This is a genomic window from Telluribacter sp., from assembly GCF_035998675.1.
In the GTDB taxonomy this organism is placed as follows: domain Bacteria; phylum Bacteroidota; class Bacteroidia; order Cytophagales; family Spirosomataceae; genus Telluribacter.
On sequence record NZ_DASYHI010000007.1, the window covers coordinates 100,979 to 116,959 of the forward strand.

12 protein-coding genes are annotated in these 15,981 nt (G+C 50.5%); 11 read left to right on the forward strand and 1 reads right to left on the reverse strand.

The window, feature by feature from the left end:
* Positions 1-15 precede the first annotated feature (15 nt).
* The 3 genes from VGN67_RS02420 (at position 16) to VGN67_RS02430 (ending at position 3,291) form a co-directional block, all read left to right on the forward strand.
* A complete protein-coding gene (locus tag VGN67_RS02420; RefSeq protein ID WP_327485174.1) occupies positions 16-1,338 on the forward strand; it encodes a serine hydrolase domain-containing protein in 1,323 nt (440 codons plus the stop codon).
* A gap of 231 nt (positions 1,339-1,569) precedes the next feature.
* Complete coding sequence (locus VGN67_RS02425) at positions 1,570-2,526, forward strand: threonine/serine dehydratase (protein WP_327485328.1); 957 nt, start codon at positions 1,570-1,572, stop codon at positions 2,524-2,526.
* A gap of 435 nt (positions 2,527-2,961) precedes the next feature.
* Entirely contained in the window at positions 2,962-3,291 is a 330-nt protein-coding gene (locus VGN67_RS02430) for a hypothetical protein (RefSeq protein ID WP_327485175.1), read from the forward strand.
* A 33-nt stretch (positions 3,292-3,324) separates the two neighbouring features.
* On the opposite strand, the gene VGN67_RS02435 is transcribed toward VGN67_RS02430, so the two are convergent.
* Positions 3,325-3,807 (reverse strand): hypothetical protein, encoded by a 483-nt coding sequence (locus VGN67_RS02435; RefSeq protein WP_327485176.1) that lies wholly within the window; start codon positions 3,805-3,807, stop codon positions 3,325-3,327.
* A gap of 515 nt (positions 3,808-4,322) precedes the next feature.
* On the opposite strand from VGN67_RS02435, the gene VGN67_RS02440 reads away from it, so the two are divergent.
* The 8 genes from VGN67_RS02440 to VGN67_RS02475 all read left to right on the forward strand — a co-directional run bounded on the left by VGN67_RS02440 (position 4,323) and on the right by VGN67_RS02475 (position 15,916).
* Positions 4,323-4,904 (forward strand): hypothetical protein, encoded by a 582-nt coding sequence (locus tag VGN67_RS02440; RefSeq protein WP_327485177.1) that lies wholly within the window; start codon positions 4,323-4,325, stop codon positions 4,902-4,904.
* A gap of 225 nt (positions 4,905-5,129) precedes the next feature.
* Positions 5,130-6,587 (forward strand): glucose dehydrogenase, encoded by a 1,458-nt coding sequence (locus tag VGN67_RS02445; RefSeq protein WP_327485178.1) that lies wholly within the window; start codon positions 5,130-5,132, stop codon positions 6,585-6,587.
* A gap of 3 nt (positions 6,588-6,590) precedes the next feature.
* On the forward strand, positions 6,591-6,944 hold the full coding sequence (locus tag VGN67_RS02450; protein WP_327485179.1) for a c-type cytochrome: 354 nt from the start codon (positions 6,591-6,593) through the stop codon (positions 6,942-6,944).
* Between the two features lie 164 nt (positions 6,945-7,108).
* Complete coding sequence (locus tag VGN67_RS02455; protein WP_327485180.1) at positions 7,109-8,473, forward strand: Gfo/Idh/MocA family oxidoreductase; 1,365 nt, start codon at positions 7,109-7,111, stop codon at positions 8,471-8,473.
* 246 nt (positions 8,474-8,719) lie between these two features.
* Positions 8,720-8,902 (forward strand): hypothetical protein, encoded by a 183-nt coding sequence (locus VGN67_RS02460; protein ID WP_327485181.1) that lies wholly within the window; start codon positions 8,720-8,722, stop codon positions 8,900-8,902.
* Positions 8,903-9,228: 326 nt separating this feature from the next.
* A complete protein-coding gene (locus tag VGN67_RS02465; protein ID WP_327485182.1) occupies positions 9,229-10,785 on the forward strand; it encodes a carboxylesterase/lipase family protein in 1,557 nt (518 codons plus the stop codon).
* Between the two features lie 53 nt (positions 10,786-10,838).
* On the forward strand, positions 10,839-11,720 hold the full coding sequence (locus VGN67_RS02470) for an alpha/beta hydrolase family protein (RefSeq protein WP_327485183.1): 882 nt from the start codon (positions 10,839-10,841) through the stop codon (positions 11,718-11,720).
* 104 nt (positions 11,721-11,824) lie between these two features.
* Complete coding sequence (locus tag VGN67_RS02475; protein WP_327485184.1) at positions 11,825-15,916, forward strand: glycosyl hydrolase; 4,092 nt, start codon at positions 11,825-11,827, stop codon at positions 15,914-15,916.
* The last annotated feature ends 65 nt before the right edge of the window (positions 15,917-15,981 follow it).

Genomic DNA, 15,981 nt, shown 5'->3' on the forward strand with positions numbered 1-15,981 from the left:
TGAGACTCCTTTTCCATGCGTATTGATTTTAGATTAACGCCCCGTCGAAGTCTGCTGCTATTCCTGTTGATGGTGGTGGGAGTGGCGCTATTTTATCTTTTTCGGCAGAAGCCCCTACCCGAGGCTTCTGCCGAAAGTATAGGTATGAGTACGGTCCGACTGGCACGGATTGATACCGTATTGCAGCAGTACGTGAACCGGCAAAAGATACCCGGAGCCGTGGCCCTGGTAGTTCGGAACGGAAAAATAGTTTACCACAAAGGGTTTGGGTACAACACGCTGGAAAAAAATGCACCTTTGTCCCGTAACGCCATATTCCGGATTGCCTCCCAATCGAAGGCCATTGTCAGTGCGGCCGTACTCATCCTGTACGAAGAGGGGAAATTCCTGCTCGATGATCCGATATCTAATTATATACCCGCCTTCCGAAACCCCAAGGTTATGGATAACCTCAACCTGGCCGATACTACTTTTACAACGGTACCGGCCCGGAGAGAAATAACCATCCGGGATTTGCTTACGCATACTTCCGGCATTGGCTATGCCCAGATAGGTTTCAATAATGCTATTGCCATCTACGCCAAACACGGTATACCCAGCGGTATTGGTACCCCCCATTACCAGCTTTCGGAAGTGATGGGGAAACTGGCGACTTTGCCCCTCATGCACCAGCCGGGCGAGCGTTTTACTTATGGACTGAATACCGATGTGCTGGGGTACCTGATAGAGGTGGTCACTGGAAAACCCCTGGACGAATTCCTGCGGGAGCGGGTATTTGACCCCCTGGGAATGGAGGATACGCAATTTTATCTTTCTCCTGATAAAGCGCCCCGACTGGCTACACTTTTTGCGGAATACGAGGAAGGCGAGACCTCGGTAGCCCAAAACTGGAAAGACTACTATCCGGATTTTCCCCTGGAAAAAGGTACCTACTTTTCCGGCGGAGCCGGCCTGACCGCCACGGCATACGATTACGCCGTTTTTCTTCAGACCATACTAAACGGAGGGGAGTTTAACGGAAATCGAATACTGGCTCCTGCCACCGTTCGTTTAATGACCACCAATCAAATTGGAGAAATTAATTTAACAAACAAAAAATTTGGATTGGGCTTTGCCATTGCTACTGAAAAAGAAGCCGCAAAAGGACCCGTGTCGGTAGGTACCCTGGACTGGAGCGGCATATACGGGACCACCTACTGGGCCGATCCTCAGGAAAGGCTTATTGGCATCCTGATGATCCAGAAGTACCCAGCCTCCTACGGTGATCTGGGCGAAAAGTTTAAGGTGCTGGTATACCAGGCCATTACCCAAACCAACGAAAAGGAGGAATCGCTTTGATGCAGACTTCTCATTTCCTCTTTCCATTTAGTTTTCAATATTTTACCTAACTAGTGCCTTGCCTAAGTACTTTTGGCTGGAAACACCCAGGAGAGTTAATTTGGTCCAGAGTAAAACTTATCCGGTAAACATCTCTTTTTACGAATAGAATTTTACAAATTTTACAGCAGGAAAACGGGGCATTATTTAACTACCCACTTTCCACAACCAGTACTATTCAATTGTATGACCATGACAGCAGATACCTTTCCTACCCAGGCAGTTATTGAGAAAACACACGACCTTATCAGGCCCTATATTCATAAAACCCCCGTTTTTACCAATCAGACCATCAATGATCTGTGTGGAGCTGAACTGTACTTTAAATGTGAAAATTTTCAAAAAATAGGGGCTTTTAAAGCCCGGGGGGGCATTAATGCGGTCCTTTCGCTTCGGGAAGAGGAACGAACCAACGGACTTACGACCCACTCATCCGGCAACCATGCCCAGGCCATTGCCTACGCGGCCCGACAGGTAGGGGCTAAGGCCTACATAGTAATGCCGGATAATTCACCGCAGGTCAAAATAAATGCGGTACAGGGCTACGGGGCCGAGATTACCTTTTGCCAAAATACTCCCGAAGACCGGGAGGGTACCGTACAGAAAATCCGGGAACAAACGGGCGCGGCCTTCATTCACCCCTTTAATGACTACCGGGTTATTGCCGGACAAGCTACGGCGGCCAAAGAATTACTTGAGCAGGTAGAAGAAAAACTGGATGTTCTAATGTCTCCCGTGGGTGGGGGAGGCCTTTTGAGTGGTACCGCGCTGGCGGCGCATTATTTCTCACCAGGTACCCGGGTTATTGCCGGTGAACCCGAAGGAGCGGCAGATGCTATCCTGTCTTTCCGGTCGGGGCAAATTGAACGAGCCCCCTATGTGAAAACCATCGCCGACGGACTACTTACCCCGCTTGGTGATAAAACCCTGGCCATAATCCGGGAGTACGTGCAGGATATCCTGACGGTTTCGGACGAAGAGATAGTCGCGGCTATGCAATTGCTCTGGGAGCGCATGAAAATAGTGGTAGAGCCCTCGGGTGCCGTTCCTTTTGCGGCACTCCTTAAAAATAAACAACAGTTCAAAGGCAAAAAGGTAGGGATCATCCTGACGGGCGGGAATGTAGACCTGGGAAAGCTGCCATTCTAACCTTGATCGACCTTTGGCCCGAACCAGTTAAACGCAGAATCAAAAGCTGAAGGTCATTTCATTATTTCCTTACTAGTACTTTTGTTGAAGTTTGCTTCACCTTTTCCAGATTTTAAAACATTTTATTGAATTGTCAGGTTTTTAGAAAAAAATAAAATTAAGGCTGTAAACATTTGAATTATAGTTAGGTATAAAAAGGGGGACGGTGAGTTGCCTGAATAGAAGGTCGGAGTTGGTATAGTTTATGATAGAAAATTTAGTTGGGAGGCTCAATCGTAACCTGGCTTACCTACCCTAATACCGCGTGAAGATTCCTGTACCAGATTTGGGTTGAAAAAATGTTGGGGTTGTGTTTTTTTAGCTCCGAATTGATATTTGGAGTCGATTTTAGGTCAACAGAAATCAATAGTTAGTCTTTTAAAAGATGCTTTAAATATGGCCACCTTTGTCAGTTGTCCCAGTCAAAACCAAGCCGTTAATCTGGATTGTGTCGATACAATTACCTTGATTGACACCAATCAAAACCAATTCTGTATTGAATTTTATAAGAAAATTATGGTACAGATCCCCACGCAGGTAGCTTCGTGGTCTTTCAATTCCAGGAAAGAAAGGGATGCTGTTTATAATAAGTTAAAGGCAAAACATTTTTCTGAGCTAATCGACGATTCAGACGTGGAGCAAATATCAACCTGGTCTGAAAAAGGTAACCGGGTTTCCAACGGCTCGAATGGATCAAATGGCAGTTATACTAGTGGTTTTAATTAATAGAGTAAACCCCGGTACTTGCGGTTATCAGGCTTAATATAAACACCTGGCGTACCGGCTAAATTTTTCTGAATTCTTTTTTACAATTTCTTCTTTATAATCATCAATTTCCAGAGCTTTTACCGATTCGGCTCCGAGCAGGGCCAGTAGGCCCCTGTCCAGAAGGGCCGTGTACGTATACACATACCTTCCGTCCTGAATATGGTAGTCAAGTTCTCCGTCCAGCTTTACCGGTTTGTGGTTGTAAAAGTACAGCCGGGCTCTTTTCGGCTTTTTTAAAGCTTTCGCTCCGGACACCCGAATGGTAGTTACGAAGGTCGTGTCGGCGCCCTTAATGACCCGCGCCAGGTACAGGGGTTCTTCTATGGGCGAATAACTGATCAGGGAGCCATCCGCTTTCTGGGTTTCCACACCCGGACAGTCCGGCGCAGAAGCCGTTTGATTGGGGGTAGGTAAGGCGTTTTCGGAAAGAAACGGGAAAGCAATCCAGAGTGGCAGCAGGAGGAGGTAGCGCATGGTCAGGGTATTTTAGGTTTTACATGTCAATTTATTGGCCTAAGTACTTACCTGCCACAATCGTGCCTGTTTTTTCAAAAACCCAACAAGTACCTTGCCTACAATGTAAGCTTACTTTATCCTTATTCAAAAACCTTTCTCAAAAACCGGACCTTCCTGAGCAGGGAAATAATTTCCAAAGTACCGTCTGCAAAAATTATGACCGTTTGCTAAAAAGTAAGGCGCATCTGCTTTGAAATTGGGTTTTTATACCTAACATTACGCTTGTCAAGCTGAGCGTTCCGCTGTCTCCCGTGCGTCCTGAATTGTGCCAGGAACCTACTTGCTTCACTTTATTACCCAACCATCGGATTATTAATAACTTACTGGAGAATAGTCCGGAAAGGGTACTGAATTGCGTACTCCAGGAATCGCCGAATAACCTTTTAAACTAAATATATCCTCTTATCTATCCAACTTTTTCAATCATGTTAAAACCTATTATTTATTCTTGCGCATTATCTCTTTTGGTAATTATGGGCTCCTGCAAAGGCGAACAAGGCGATGTAGGTCCACAGGGGGCAGCCGGTGTAGCGGGGCCAACGGGTGCCGTCGGCGCAACCGGTCCCAAGGGCGACAAAGGTGACACCGGAGCTACCGGAGCCGCTGGTACACCCGGTGCTACCGGCACCACGGGAGCAACCGGTGCCAAGGGCAACCCCGGAGATCCGGCAGGGGCCTTACAGTTCAGTATGGGACAAATGGTGTCAGACGACAACCTGCGTTTTAATCTTAGTCTGGATTTGTCTACCGCTAAAAGTAGTATGGCCGCTATTGAAAAAGGCATGATACTTTGCTACTACAACAGCGGTGGTTACTGGTTTCCGGTGCCGGGGGTAGTGACCCTCAACAGCAGCCGTATCAGCAGCCTGGCCTTTGCCTACCGCATGGTAGGTAACAAAATGGAAGTAGTAGTTTACTCAGTTGATTTGAAGGGCAAAGAAACCGCTACGGATATTCGGGTGGTACTGGTACCTGCCCAGAATGCCCGAATAAACGCCGATATCAACTTCAAGAATTATTCTGAGGTAGCAAAAGCATTCAATCTGCCTATGTAAGCTCTGGTATCATTTCATATTTTTAGAAAAAGCCCCAATCGGGGCTTTTTCCGTTTTAAACCAGTGGTAAAGATTAAGTTGTATGCCAAAACAGGTTGTGGAAATCTGTTTACAGCCTATGTATATACGGTGGTTGACTTTTCCTGCGAATCAGGTACGGTAGTGGCTGGCATACTTTTGACGTAGTGGTAGTACATTAATTACCTTACTACCAGTTAATTCAACATGAAAAAGCTTTTCTTAAACTTTTTATTTGCAGGCTTTCTATTAGTGTCGCTGTCGGGTTGTTACCGGATGAGACCTTCCAACGGTGGCGCGCAAATCAAGGAATTACCGCAGGAAAGAAAAATAAATCCGGTCGATGTGCTGCTCCCGCCCGGCTATTCCATTGAATTGGTGGCCCGCGACTTTAACTTTCCAACCGCCGTAGCCTTTGATGACCAGAATCGCCTACACGTTATTGAAGCTGGCTACTCCTACGGCGAAGTTTGGACTGAACCCAAGCTCATCCGTATTGACGCCAACGGTTCTCGGACGGTGGTGGCTACCGGTACCCGCAACGGCCCCTGGACTGGCGTTACTTTTCACCAGGGAAATTTCTACGTGGCCGAGGGGGGTACCCAGGAAGGTGGTAAAATACTACGAATAACCCCCAGCGGAACTATAACTACCCTGGTGCAGAACCTGCCTTCCCTGGGCGACCACCATACCAACGGGCCGGTGGTTAAGGAAGGTTATGTTTATTTCGGAGTAGGTACCGCCACTAATTCGGGAGTGGTTGGCGTAGATAACGCTGATTTCGGCTGGCTTAAACGCGAGCCCCGCTTCCACGATATACCCTGTCAGGACATTGTTTTATCAGGATTAAATTTTGAAACCCCCAATGTACTGGCCGACTCCAGCACCAAAGTCATGACCGGCGCTTTTTCCGCTTACAATACCACTTCTTATCCCGGACAGGTAATTAAGGGCAGCCTGCCCTGTTCGGGAGCCATCATGCGGGTACCCGTTACGGGTGGACAAGCAGAACTGGTGGCATGGGGATTACGAAACCCGTATGGACTATCCTTTTCAGCGGATGGGCGGCTTTTCGTGACCGAAAACAACTACGATGTAAGAGGCAGCCGACCCGTGTGGGGGAGCGGCGACGTGTTGTGGGAAATTAAGGAGGGGCTGTGGTACGGCTGGCCTGACTTTTCCGGCGGCAAACCTATCCGGGATGATGAGGAGTTTAAACCGCCGGGAAGTGATCCCGTAAAGCCGCTCCTGCAGAAGTACCTTAATCAGCCGCCCCAACCAGCCGCCGTCCTGGGAGTCCATTCTTCCTCCAGTGGTTTTGATTTTTCCCGAGGTACTACCTTTGGTTTTACAGGGGAAGCCTTTGTGGCGCAGTTTGGCGACATGGCTCCGCAGGTAGGTAAGGTCATGGCACCAGTGGGTTTCAAGGTGGTCCGGGTGGACGTGGCCACTGGCAGCATCAGAGATTTTGTAGTGAACAAAGGGAAACGCAACGGCCCCGCCTCCTGGCACAATAGCGGCGGACTGGAAAGACCTGTTTCCGTTAAGTTTGATCCGGCGGGCAACGCGCTTTATATTGTAGATTTTGGAATTCTGAAAACATCAGAAAAAGGGTCAGTACCGCTGCCCAATAGTGGTGTAGTCTGGAAAATAACCCGGAAATAAATTATGAGAAATTACCTGAAATTAATATGCTTGTTCCTGCTAATCCTGGTTTGGGCCGTGGCAGTAGCAGGCTGCGCCGCCCGAAAGTCGGAACCCGTCAAAGGAGAGTACTTCAAACCTACCCAGGCCAGCATTGTCAACGGTGAAAAAGTATTCATGGCCAACTGTCAAAAGTGTCATCCTGGTGGGGAAGCGGGCCTGGGCCCGTCTCTGAATGCCAACCCGGCCCCGCAGTTTATCAAGCGTTTTCAGATGCGCCACGGCCTGGGCGTGATGCCAGGCTTTAAGCCGGCTGAAATCTCAAAAAGTGACCTGCGGGATATTTCGAGGTACCGCCGGGCCTGGAAACATTATTAAACCCAGTGGCAACTTTAAAATAAAGTAGGCTGTTTTGATGGTAAAAATGGCAATCTGTCGTCTTTATGAAATAGAAGGAGGCGGAATAATACCGAAAGGCCTTTGTTCAATGCCTGGTGGTCTTGCCCCTGACGATGAAACTGTTAATACCTATTCAATCCAAAATGAAAAACAACAGAAGGAAGTTTATCAAAGACCTGGCTTTGGGTACAGCGGGTGTCGCTGTAAGCGGAAGCATGGTTAATAGCATGGCTACCCAGGGTATGTCCGCCAAAAGTTACGTCAAAATCATTGGAGCCAACGACCGCATCGGCGTGGCCGTAGCCGGTTTGGGCCGACGCTATGGGGCCTACCTGGATGCCATTGCACATAAGCCTAACAACGTCGAACTGGTGTACCTCTGCGACGTCATGAAGAAGCAGCGTGATGCTGCCGGAAAGAAACTGTCTAAGATGGTAGATACCCCGCCCAAACTTGAAAACGATATCCGGAAGGTCATTGCCGACAAACAGGTAGATGCGCTTTTTAACGCTACCCCCGACCACTGGCATACACCGGGAGCCTGCCTGGCCATGCAGGCTGGAAAGCATGTGTACGTAGAAAAGCCCTGTAGCCATAACCCCAAAGAGGGCGAAATGCTGGTAGAATTCCAAAAGAAATACAATAAGGTAGTGCAAATGGGGAATCAGCAGCGCTCGGCTCCTGAATCCATCGAAATTGTTAAAGAAATTCACAACGGAGTCATTGGTAAAGCTTTCAAAGCCATTGCTTTTTATTCGAGCGGACGGGGCGAGGTACCTCAGCCCCAGAAAGCACCCGCTCCGGAAGGTCTGGACTGGGAACTGTTTCAGGGACCGGCTCCGCGCCGCGACTATACCCACGACACCTGGGACTACAACTGGCACTGGTACGGCTGGGACTACGGTACCGCCGAGGCTGGGAACAATGCCACCCACGAGCTGGACGTAGCGCGCTGGGCCTTGCAGGAAAACTATCCGGAATTTGTGACGGTAGAAGCGGAAAAGCGTTACTTTCCCAACGACGGCTGGACCATGTATGACACTATGCTGGCCACATTCAAGTTTCCGGAGAATAAGATCATCCAGTGGGACGGCAAGAGCCGCAACTCCTACAACACCTACGGTAGCGACCGGGGTACTATTATCTACGGTACCAATGGCACTGTGTACGTAGACCGCGGTGGATATAAGCTGTACGACCGGACTGGTAAGTTGATAAAAAGCAATAAATCGAAGGGAGAAGAAGCTGGTACGGCCCTGGGCGGTGGCGGTGATATGTCGACCCTGCACGTTGTAAACTTCTTCGACGCCATCCGTGGTAAGGCCAAGCTGAATTCACCCATAGACGAAGGTGCCAAAAGTACCCACCTGTGTCACCTGGCCAATATTGCCTCCCGCACCGGCAAAGAATTTAAGGTAGATACCAAAACCGGCCGGATTGATGATAAGGAAGCCATGAAACTGTGGGGCCGTGAGTATGCCAAAGGGTGGGAGCCCCGGATTTCCTAAGTACCTAATCACCGCTTTTATATTCAAAGCCGCCTTCTCCCGAAGGCGGCTTTATTATTGGGGTCAATTGCGACCCAAAATTCTTGTACATAAAAAATGAAATATAGTGCAAATCAAAGGATAGTACCAATAATGTACTTTGAAAATGCGTATTAGAAAAATTATAATTCCTTTTTAATGTGGTATTCAGGATTTTTAAATAATTTGGTACCCGTAATACGTTAATCCTCCTTTATCTAAAAAAGTATGAAACGCCCCCTGTTAACCCGCGACTGTACGTTGTCGGTTGAGTCGAGCAGTAGCATGAATGGAATGGTGACCCGTCACCGGAAAGTGGTACAATTGGTTTGTCTTCCCCGGCAAAGTACATTGCTTGACCACTTGCTGGGTAACCCTACTATTTCAACTTTTGTTTACTTTTTGAACTAAACCTGGCCCGGCCGGGGCAAGAACTGTTATGACAGTTTTTGTCTTACAATTAGGTACTTGATAAAAAGCGTGAAGCTCCGGCTTCGCGCTTTTTGATTTGCGACCTAGTGTACTTCAGGTTATTGGTGCTACGACCCTACATTTCAGTATAAATCTCTGTGTGTTAATTTGACGTAATGAGGAATAGTTGTATTATTGTTATTAATATAACCAGAAAGTACAATTTTGCCGGTGCATTTTTGGCGGGCTCATCCATTGAACTCCCTGCTTGCTATGGTGGTAACCTGACCCGCAAGGATGACGAAATAATTTAATTAACCCCAATCATGGTCTTTTTACTGCTCCGCATTCCCGCTTTCGTCAGCCTGATCGTAATTAGTCTGGCCGCTATCCATTCCGAAACCACCACCCTGGACGTCCTAAAAACCGAGGCGGGGCTGGTGTCGGGTACTAAAAGTGATGATGGCAGCATAGCTATCTATAGAGGTATTCCCTTTGCGGCTCCTCCGGTGGGTGAACTACGCTGGAAGGCACCCCAACCGGTAAAGCCCTGGACGGGAGTATTGAAGGCGGATCAGTTCGGTCCAAGTCCCATGCAGGGTACCCCCGCGCCGTTCAGCATGTGGTCGGCTGAGTTCCTGATTCCCAAAGAGCCCATCAGCGAAGATTGCCTGTACCTGAACGTCTGGTCCGGGGCTAAAACAGCCCAGGAAAAACAACCAGTGCTGTTGTGGATCTATGGCGGCGGGTTTAATAGTGGAGGCACCGCCGTACCTATCTACGATGGGGAAGCTATGGCCCGGAAGGGAATCGTGTTTGTAAGTGCTAACTACCGCGTAGGTCCGTTTGGCTTCTTTGCCCATCCGGAACTGACCAAAGAATCTCCCCACAACGCCTCGGGCAACTATGGCCTAATGGACCAGATCGCGGCCCTGCAGTGGGTGAAGAAAAACATCGCGGCTTTTGGTGGTGACCCCAACAACGTAACTATTGCCGGTCAGTCGGCGGGTTCCATGAGTGTCAATTGTTTGGTGGCTTCGCCCCTGTCCAAAGGATTATTCAGCAAAGCTATTGCCCAAAGCGGCGCCAGTTTTGGCCGCTCCATGCCGGTACTGCAACAGGCCGAAAAAGATGGCGAGCGCGTAGCGAAAAATCTGAACGCCACTTCCCTGAAAGAACTTAGGGCCCTACCGGCCGGGGAACTGCTGAAAAAGGGGCAGGGGATGCGGGTTATAATTGATGGCTATGTTCTTCCTACTACGGTTGCTGAGATTTTTGCAGCTGGAAAGCAAAATGACGTAACGCTGCTGACGGGTTGGAATCAGGATGAAGGGTTACTTTTTGGACCTATAAAAAATGCCGCTGATTTTCGGAAACAGGCCGAACAGCAGTACGGTGCCGATGCCGCTACCTTCCTGAAGTACTACCCCGCCGGTACCGACGCCGAAGCTTCCCAATCTCAACTCAATTTATCCAGAGACCAGACCTTTGGTACCCAAAACTATACCTGGGCCAATGTACAGGCAGCCCGGAACAAGTCTAAGGTCTACGTGTACCGCTTTACCCGCAAGGTACCTGCCACCGGCGAATACGTAAAGTACGGCGCCTTCCATACCGGCGAAGTACCCTATGCCTATAATAACCTGAAATTTGTGGATCGTCCCTGGGAGCAGGTGGACCGCCAGCTGGCGCAGACCATGTCTGACTTCTGGGCTAACTTCATCAAGAGCGGCAATCCCAACGGCAAGGGAGTACCTACGTGGCCAGCCTATACCGTGAAGGATAAGCAGATCATGCTACTGGGCAAACAGCAGGAAGCGAAGCCCCTACCGGATCAGGCCGCACTGGACTTTTTATTTTCCAAAATGTCTGGCAGCAACTAATTACAAGTACCTCATGTTGGCATTCATGGCTTTGCTGGCAAAAATTATTTAACATGAAACGAATTAACCTTTACCTTTTCCTATTTGGATGTTTGCTGTCGCTAAGTACGATGGCGGCCAAGGTAGATACCCTGAACATCCAGAGTCAGAAAATGAACCGCACGCTGAAGGCGGCCGTAGTACTTCCCGAGAGTTACCAAAAAGTAAACAAGCCCTTCCCGGTGCTGTACCTGCTGCACGGTGGTAGCGGAGGTTTCCGCGACTGGCTCACCAAGGTAGCCGATAAAACGCTGCTGCACCGGATGGCCGACCAGTACAACCTGATCATTGTAACGCCCGATGGAGATCCCACTAGCTACTACTTTGATAGTCCTATGGTAAAAGAGAGCCAGTTCGAAACTTTTATTACCAAAGACTTGGTCGAAAAGATTGATAAGAGCTACCGTACGGTGAAGGATAAGAAAGGCCGGGTGATAGCCGGTTTATCCATGGGAGGCCACGGAGCTATGTACCTCTCGACCCGTCATCCCGAACTCTTCGCGGCCGCCGGAAGTATGAGCGGAGTAATGAATATCAACACCGCGGCCTGGAAGGTACCCGCCGAATTTGCGAAATCACGCGCCGACAATTTTGTCAAGCTGCTGGGCGAGCGCAAGGAAGGTGAGCACCCGCATCCCGGCTACACCATGGTCACTCTGGTGGACCGCCTCAAAGCCAACGGCCTGCCTTTCATCCTGGATATCGGGGTAGAGGACTTTTTGATTGATACAAACCGTGACTTGCACGCCCGTCTGCTCGCTAACGGAGTACCCCACGACTACATCGAACGCCCCGGCGCGCATACCTGGGAGTACTGGGAAAACGCCCTGCCCTTCCAGCTGATGTTTTTCAATAAAATACTTAAAGCTAATGGCGTTGCTGTTCAATATTACTAGCCATTTTTACCACAGAGTAAATGGAGGAAAGCACAGAGTTAAAAAGAGGCGTTCATAAAGTTAAATTAACTAACGCCTAACCTGCTAATCCCTGCCACCTATTCATGAAAAGAAGACAATTTCTTAAAAATACAAGTGCCGCTGGCTTGCTTACACTGGTCACTCCGGCTGGTATATTCCAGACGCTCCGGTTCAAGGTGGATACCACGCTGGAAGAAAGTTTTATCAATCCACCCGCTTCGGCCCGGCCGCATACCTGGTGGCACTGGATGAACGGCAACGTGACGAAGGAAGGTATCACCCTCGACCTGGAAGCCATGCAACGGGTCGGGATTGGGGGCTTTCAGAACTTCGACGCGGGTACCGGTATTCCCCAAGGACCCGTTAAGTACCTAAGTACCGAGTGGCTGGAACTGAAAAAGCACGCCATCCGGGAGGCAGATAGGTTGGGACTGGAGTTTACCATGCACAACTGTCCCGGCTGGTCGTCGAGCGGTGGGCCCTGGATTACGCCCGAGCTCTCCATGCAGCAGATCACGTGGAGCGAAACCAGCGTAAAAGGAGGAGGTACCACCAAAGTAACCTTACCGCAGCCCTTTACCAATCTCAATTATTACCGGGATATTGCCGTGCTGGCTTTTCCTGCCCTGAAAGGAGAAGTCGATTTAACAACCCGGCTGAAGAGCGCCAGCACCAGTAAAGGGGCCATTGATTTTAAACAGTGGGAGAAACTCAACCAGCAGGGAATAGCCGTTCCCAAGGGCTCGGGTGACCAGCCGGGCTATGTTGTACTTGAATTTAAAGAGCCACTTGAAATCCGGTCCCTGTCCTTTATCGCAACGGTCGCGGCAGGCGGTGGTTTTGGAGCGCCAGGAGGAGGCATTACGCTGGAAGCTTCTGACAATGGTACTCAGTTCAATAAAGTGGCTACGATCTCCAATGGTCAGCAGCTACTTCGTTCGGCCGGAGAGGCCTTTTTCGTGGCGGATATCCTACCTACCCAGGCCCGTTTTTTAAGGTTGTCAGCACCCGACGAGAAACAGTACCGGCAAATCCGGTTTTCGGAAGCGACTCGTCTGGACGACTGGTACAAAAAAGCCAACTATCGATTTACGGGTAGTGGAGTGACAGAAAAGCTAAGTGACGGAGCCGAGGTAGCTGGTTCGGTGATCAAACCAGATACCATTGTAGACGTAAGTCAGTACGTGGACAAAAGCGGGGTACTTAACTGGAAAGCCCCCGTTGGCGACTGGACCATTCTGAGAATTGGCTATACCTCCTTGGGTACCCTCAACCGCTCCGCACCCGATACGGGCGTGGGGCTGGAATGTGATAAGTACAGCGCCGAGGCCATTGAGTTTCATTTTACTAAAATGTTGGAAAGCCTGCTCCCTACGCTACGCCCATTAGGAGCGAAAGGTAGGGTAGGTTTGCTAATTGATAGCTACGAGGTAGGAATGCAGAACTGGACGCCCCAGTTCCGGCCGGAGTTTCAGAAGCGGATGGGCTATGACCTGATCAAGTACCTGCCCGCCATGACCGGCCGCATTGTGGGTAGTGTGGATCAGACGAACCGCTTCCTGTGGGACCTGCGTCGCTCGCAGGCTGACCTGATGGCCGACAACTACTACGGTAAGTTTACGGAACTGTGCCATAAAAATAAAATCATCTCCTACACCCAGCCCTACGACCGCGGGCCCATGGAGGAAATGCAGATTGGCTCCCGCATTGATACCATGGTGGGGGAGTTCTGGAACAGCCTTTCGGCCCTATTCCAGAACAACTGGACCATGCGCCGGACTATGAAGCTGTCGGCTTCCATTGCCCACGTTAATGGTCAGAAAGTAGTAGGAGCCGAGTCATTTACCGGTGAGCCCGAGTCGGCCCGCTGGCAGGAGTACCCCTTTGCCCTCAAAGGCTTAGGTGATAAAAAAATGACCGAAGGACTTAACCGCTTTATCTTCCACCGCTTTGCGCACCAGCCGCACCCTACCGCCAAACCCGGTATGACCATGGGCCCCTGGGGTATCCACTTCGATCGTACCAACACCTGGTGGGAGGCCGGCAAAGCCTGGCTGACGTACCTGACCCGCTGTCAAAGTCTGCTGCAGCAGGGACTTTTTGTGGCCGATCTGGCCTACTACACGGGTGAACATCCGGGAGGCTATACGGAGGTGAGTCCCGAGGAACTAAATCCCAAACCCCTGGCCGGATTTGATTATGATGTCATCAATACGGAGGCTATCATACGGCGCGGCAGTGTGAAGGACGGTCGCCTCACCCTGCCCGACGGCATGAGCTACCGGGTACTCATCCTGCAGAATGACAAGGGCATCCGGCTGGAACTGCTGCAAAAACTGCGGGACATGGTACAGCAGGGGCTGGTGCTATCCGGACCCAAGCCGGGACACCTGCTGGGGCTGAAAGGAGCCTCTGCTGAGGATAGAGCTACCTACGACCGGCTTACGGCCGAACTGTGGGGCTCTGACGCAGGCACTACTACGCAGGGACACCCTGTAGGTAGCGGGAAGGTATTCTGGAAGCAGCCCATCCAGTCGGTGCTGTATGCGGTAGGCCTGAAACCCGACTTTACCTACTCGTCCCGCTCCGGCGACGCGCCTATCTCCTATATCCACCGTAGGATTGGGGAGGCCGAGGTATATTTTATTGCCAACCAGCGGAGAAGGCAGGAAGACCTGGTATGTTCTTTCCGGTTGGTAGGCAAGCAGCCAGAACTATGGGATGCGGACAAAGGTACCCTGACCCGACTGAGTGTTTTTGAACAGAAAGAGGGAGAAACGACTGTGCCGGTGCAGCTGGGACCCTACGGATCGGCCTTTGTAGTGTTCCGTTCGTCTGCTCCGGCTAACTACCTGCAATCGGTGCAGCAAAATACGAATAAGGTACCGGCGCTAGGTACCAGTCCGTTCCCCCACGTACCTCGTCACCTGTATCATGAGGTGGCCAATACCTTTACCCTGCACTTCTGGGCCAAGCCCGAGTTTAACGCCATGCTTAATCCCCGCGGCTTCCTGGAAAATATCCCCAACCCCTGGACCGACTACTACGCTGTTTATCCGTCGTCGGGAGAGCAGCTTTACGGAAAAGGTTTCGCCACGGCGGGCGTGACCGTAGGTCGTAATGGAGTGGCCGTTTGGGAGAACGCGGGCGTGCCTGTTTTTGCACTGGCCGCTCCTGCGTCCATTTCCGGCTGGAATCACGTGGCCCTGGTGTATTCGGAGGGGGTACCTTCGGTATATGTCAACGGAAAGATGGTTGGGAAAGGAAAGAAAAGTGAAAATAAAATTGTGCCCGGCCTGGGACTGGCTTTGCAGGCCGAAGGGGCTTCGTACTACAACGGCGATATGAGTGAGCCGGTACTTAATGTAAAAGCCCTGGGTGAGGCTAAGATCAGACAACTGGCCGCTAAGCGACCACCCGTCCGGCATGAGTTGCCCGTGGTGGAGGTGAGTGGAAGTACCAAGCCTTCGCTGCTTTTCTGGCAGGATGGTCTCTATACCCTCCGAAGTAATACCGGAGGGAGAAGCTCTGTGCATATCAAGGCACTACCCGGGCCGCAGGAGCTATCGGGGCCGTGGCGGGTGAGCTTCCCGCCTGATCTGGGAGCTCCCGCTCAAATTACCTTACCCGAGCTGCAATCGCTCCATAAACATGAGCAGCCGGGGGTGAAGTACTTCTCCGGGACGGCTACGTATTCGAAGCAGTTTGATATACCGGCAAGTACGCTGGTGGCTGGGGTGAACGAGAAGCGTCGGGTGTTTCTGGATCTGGGTCAGGTAGAGGTCATCGCCGAAGTAACGGTAAATGGTCGTGACATGGGTACCCTCTGGACACGTCCGTACCGGGTGGATATAACGGATGCGGTAAAAATTGGCTCAAATTCCGTAGAGATAATGGTAACCAACCAGTGGCCCAACCGGCTGATTGGTGATGAGCAGCAGCCCGACACCGTAAAGTACACATCGGGTGGGGCGGGTCCTTTTGCGAGTCTGTCGAGCGGAGCCATTCAGGAACTTCCGGACTGGTACAAGCAGGGAAAGCCGAAGCCTAATAATGGCAGGGTAACGTTTACCACCTGGAAGCATTACACCAAAGATTCGCCGCTCCTGGAGTCAGGTTTGGTGGGGCCGGTAAGGTTACTTACGGTAGTGGAGAAGCCGGTAGTACTGGTATAGGTTTATTAAAACGCAGAGGTAATGGAGTTTTAGGCAGAGTTACGCAGAGGAAAATCTTTTTCTCT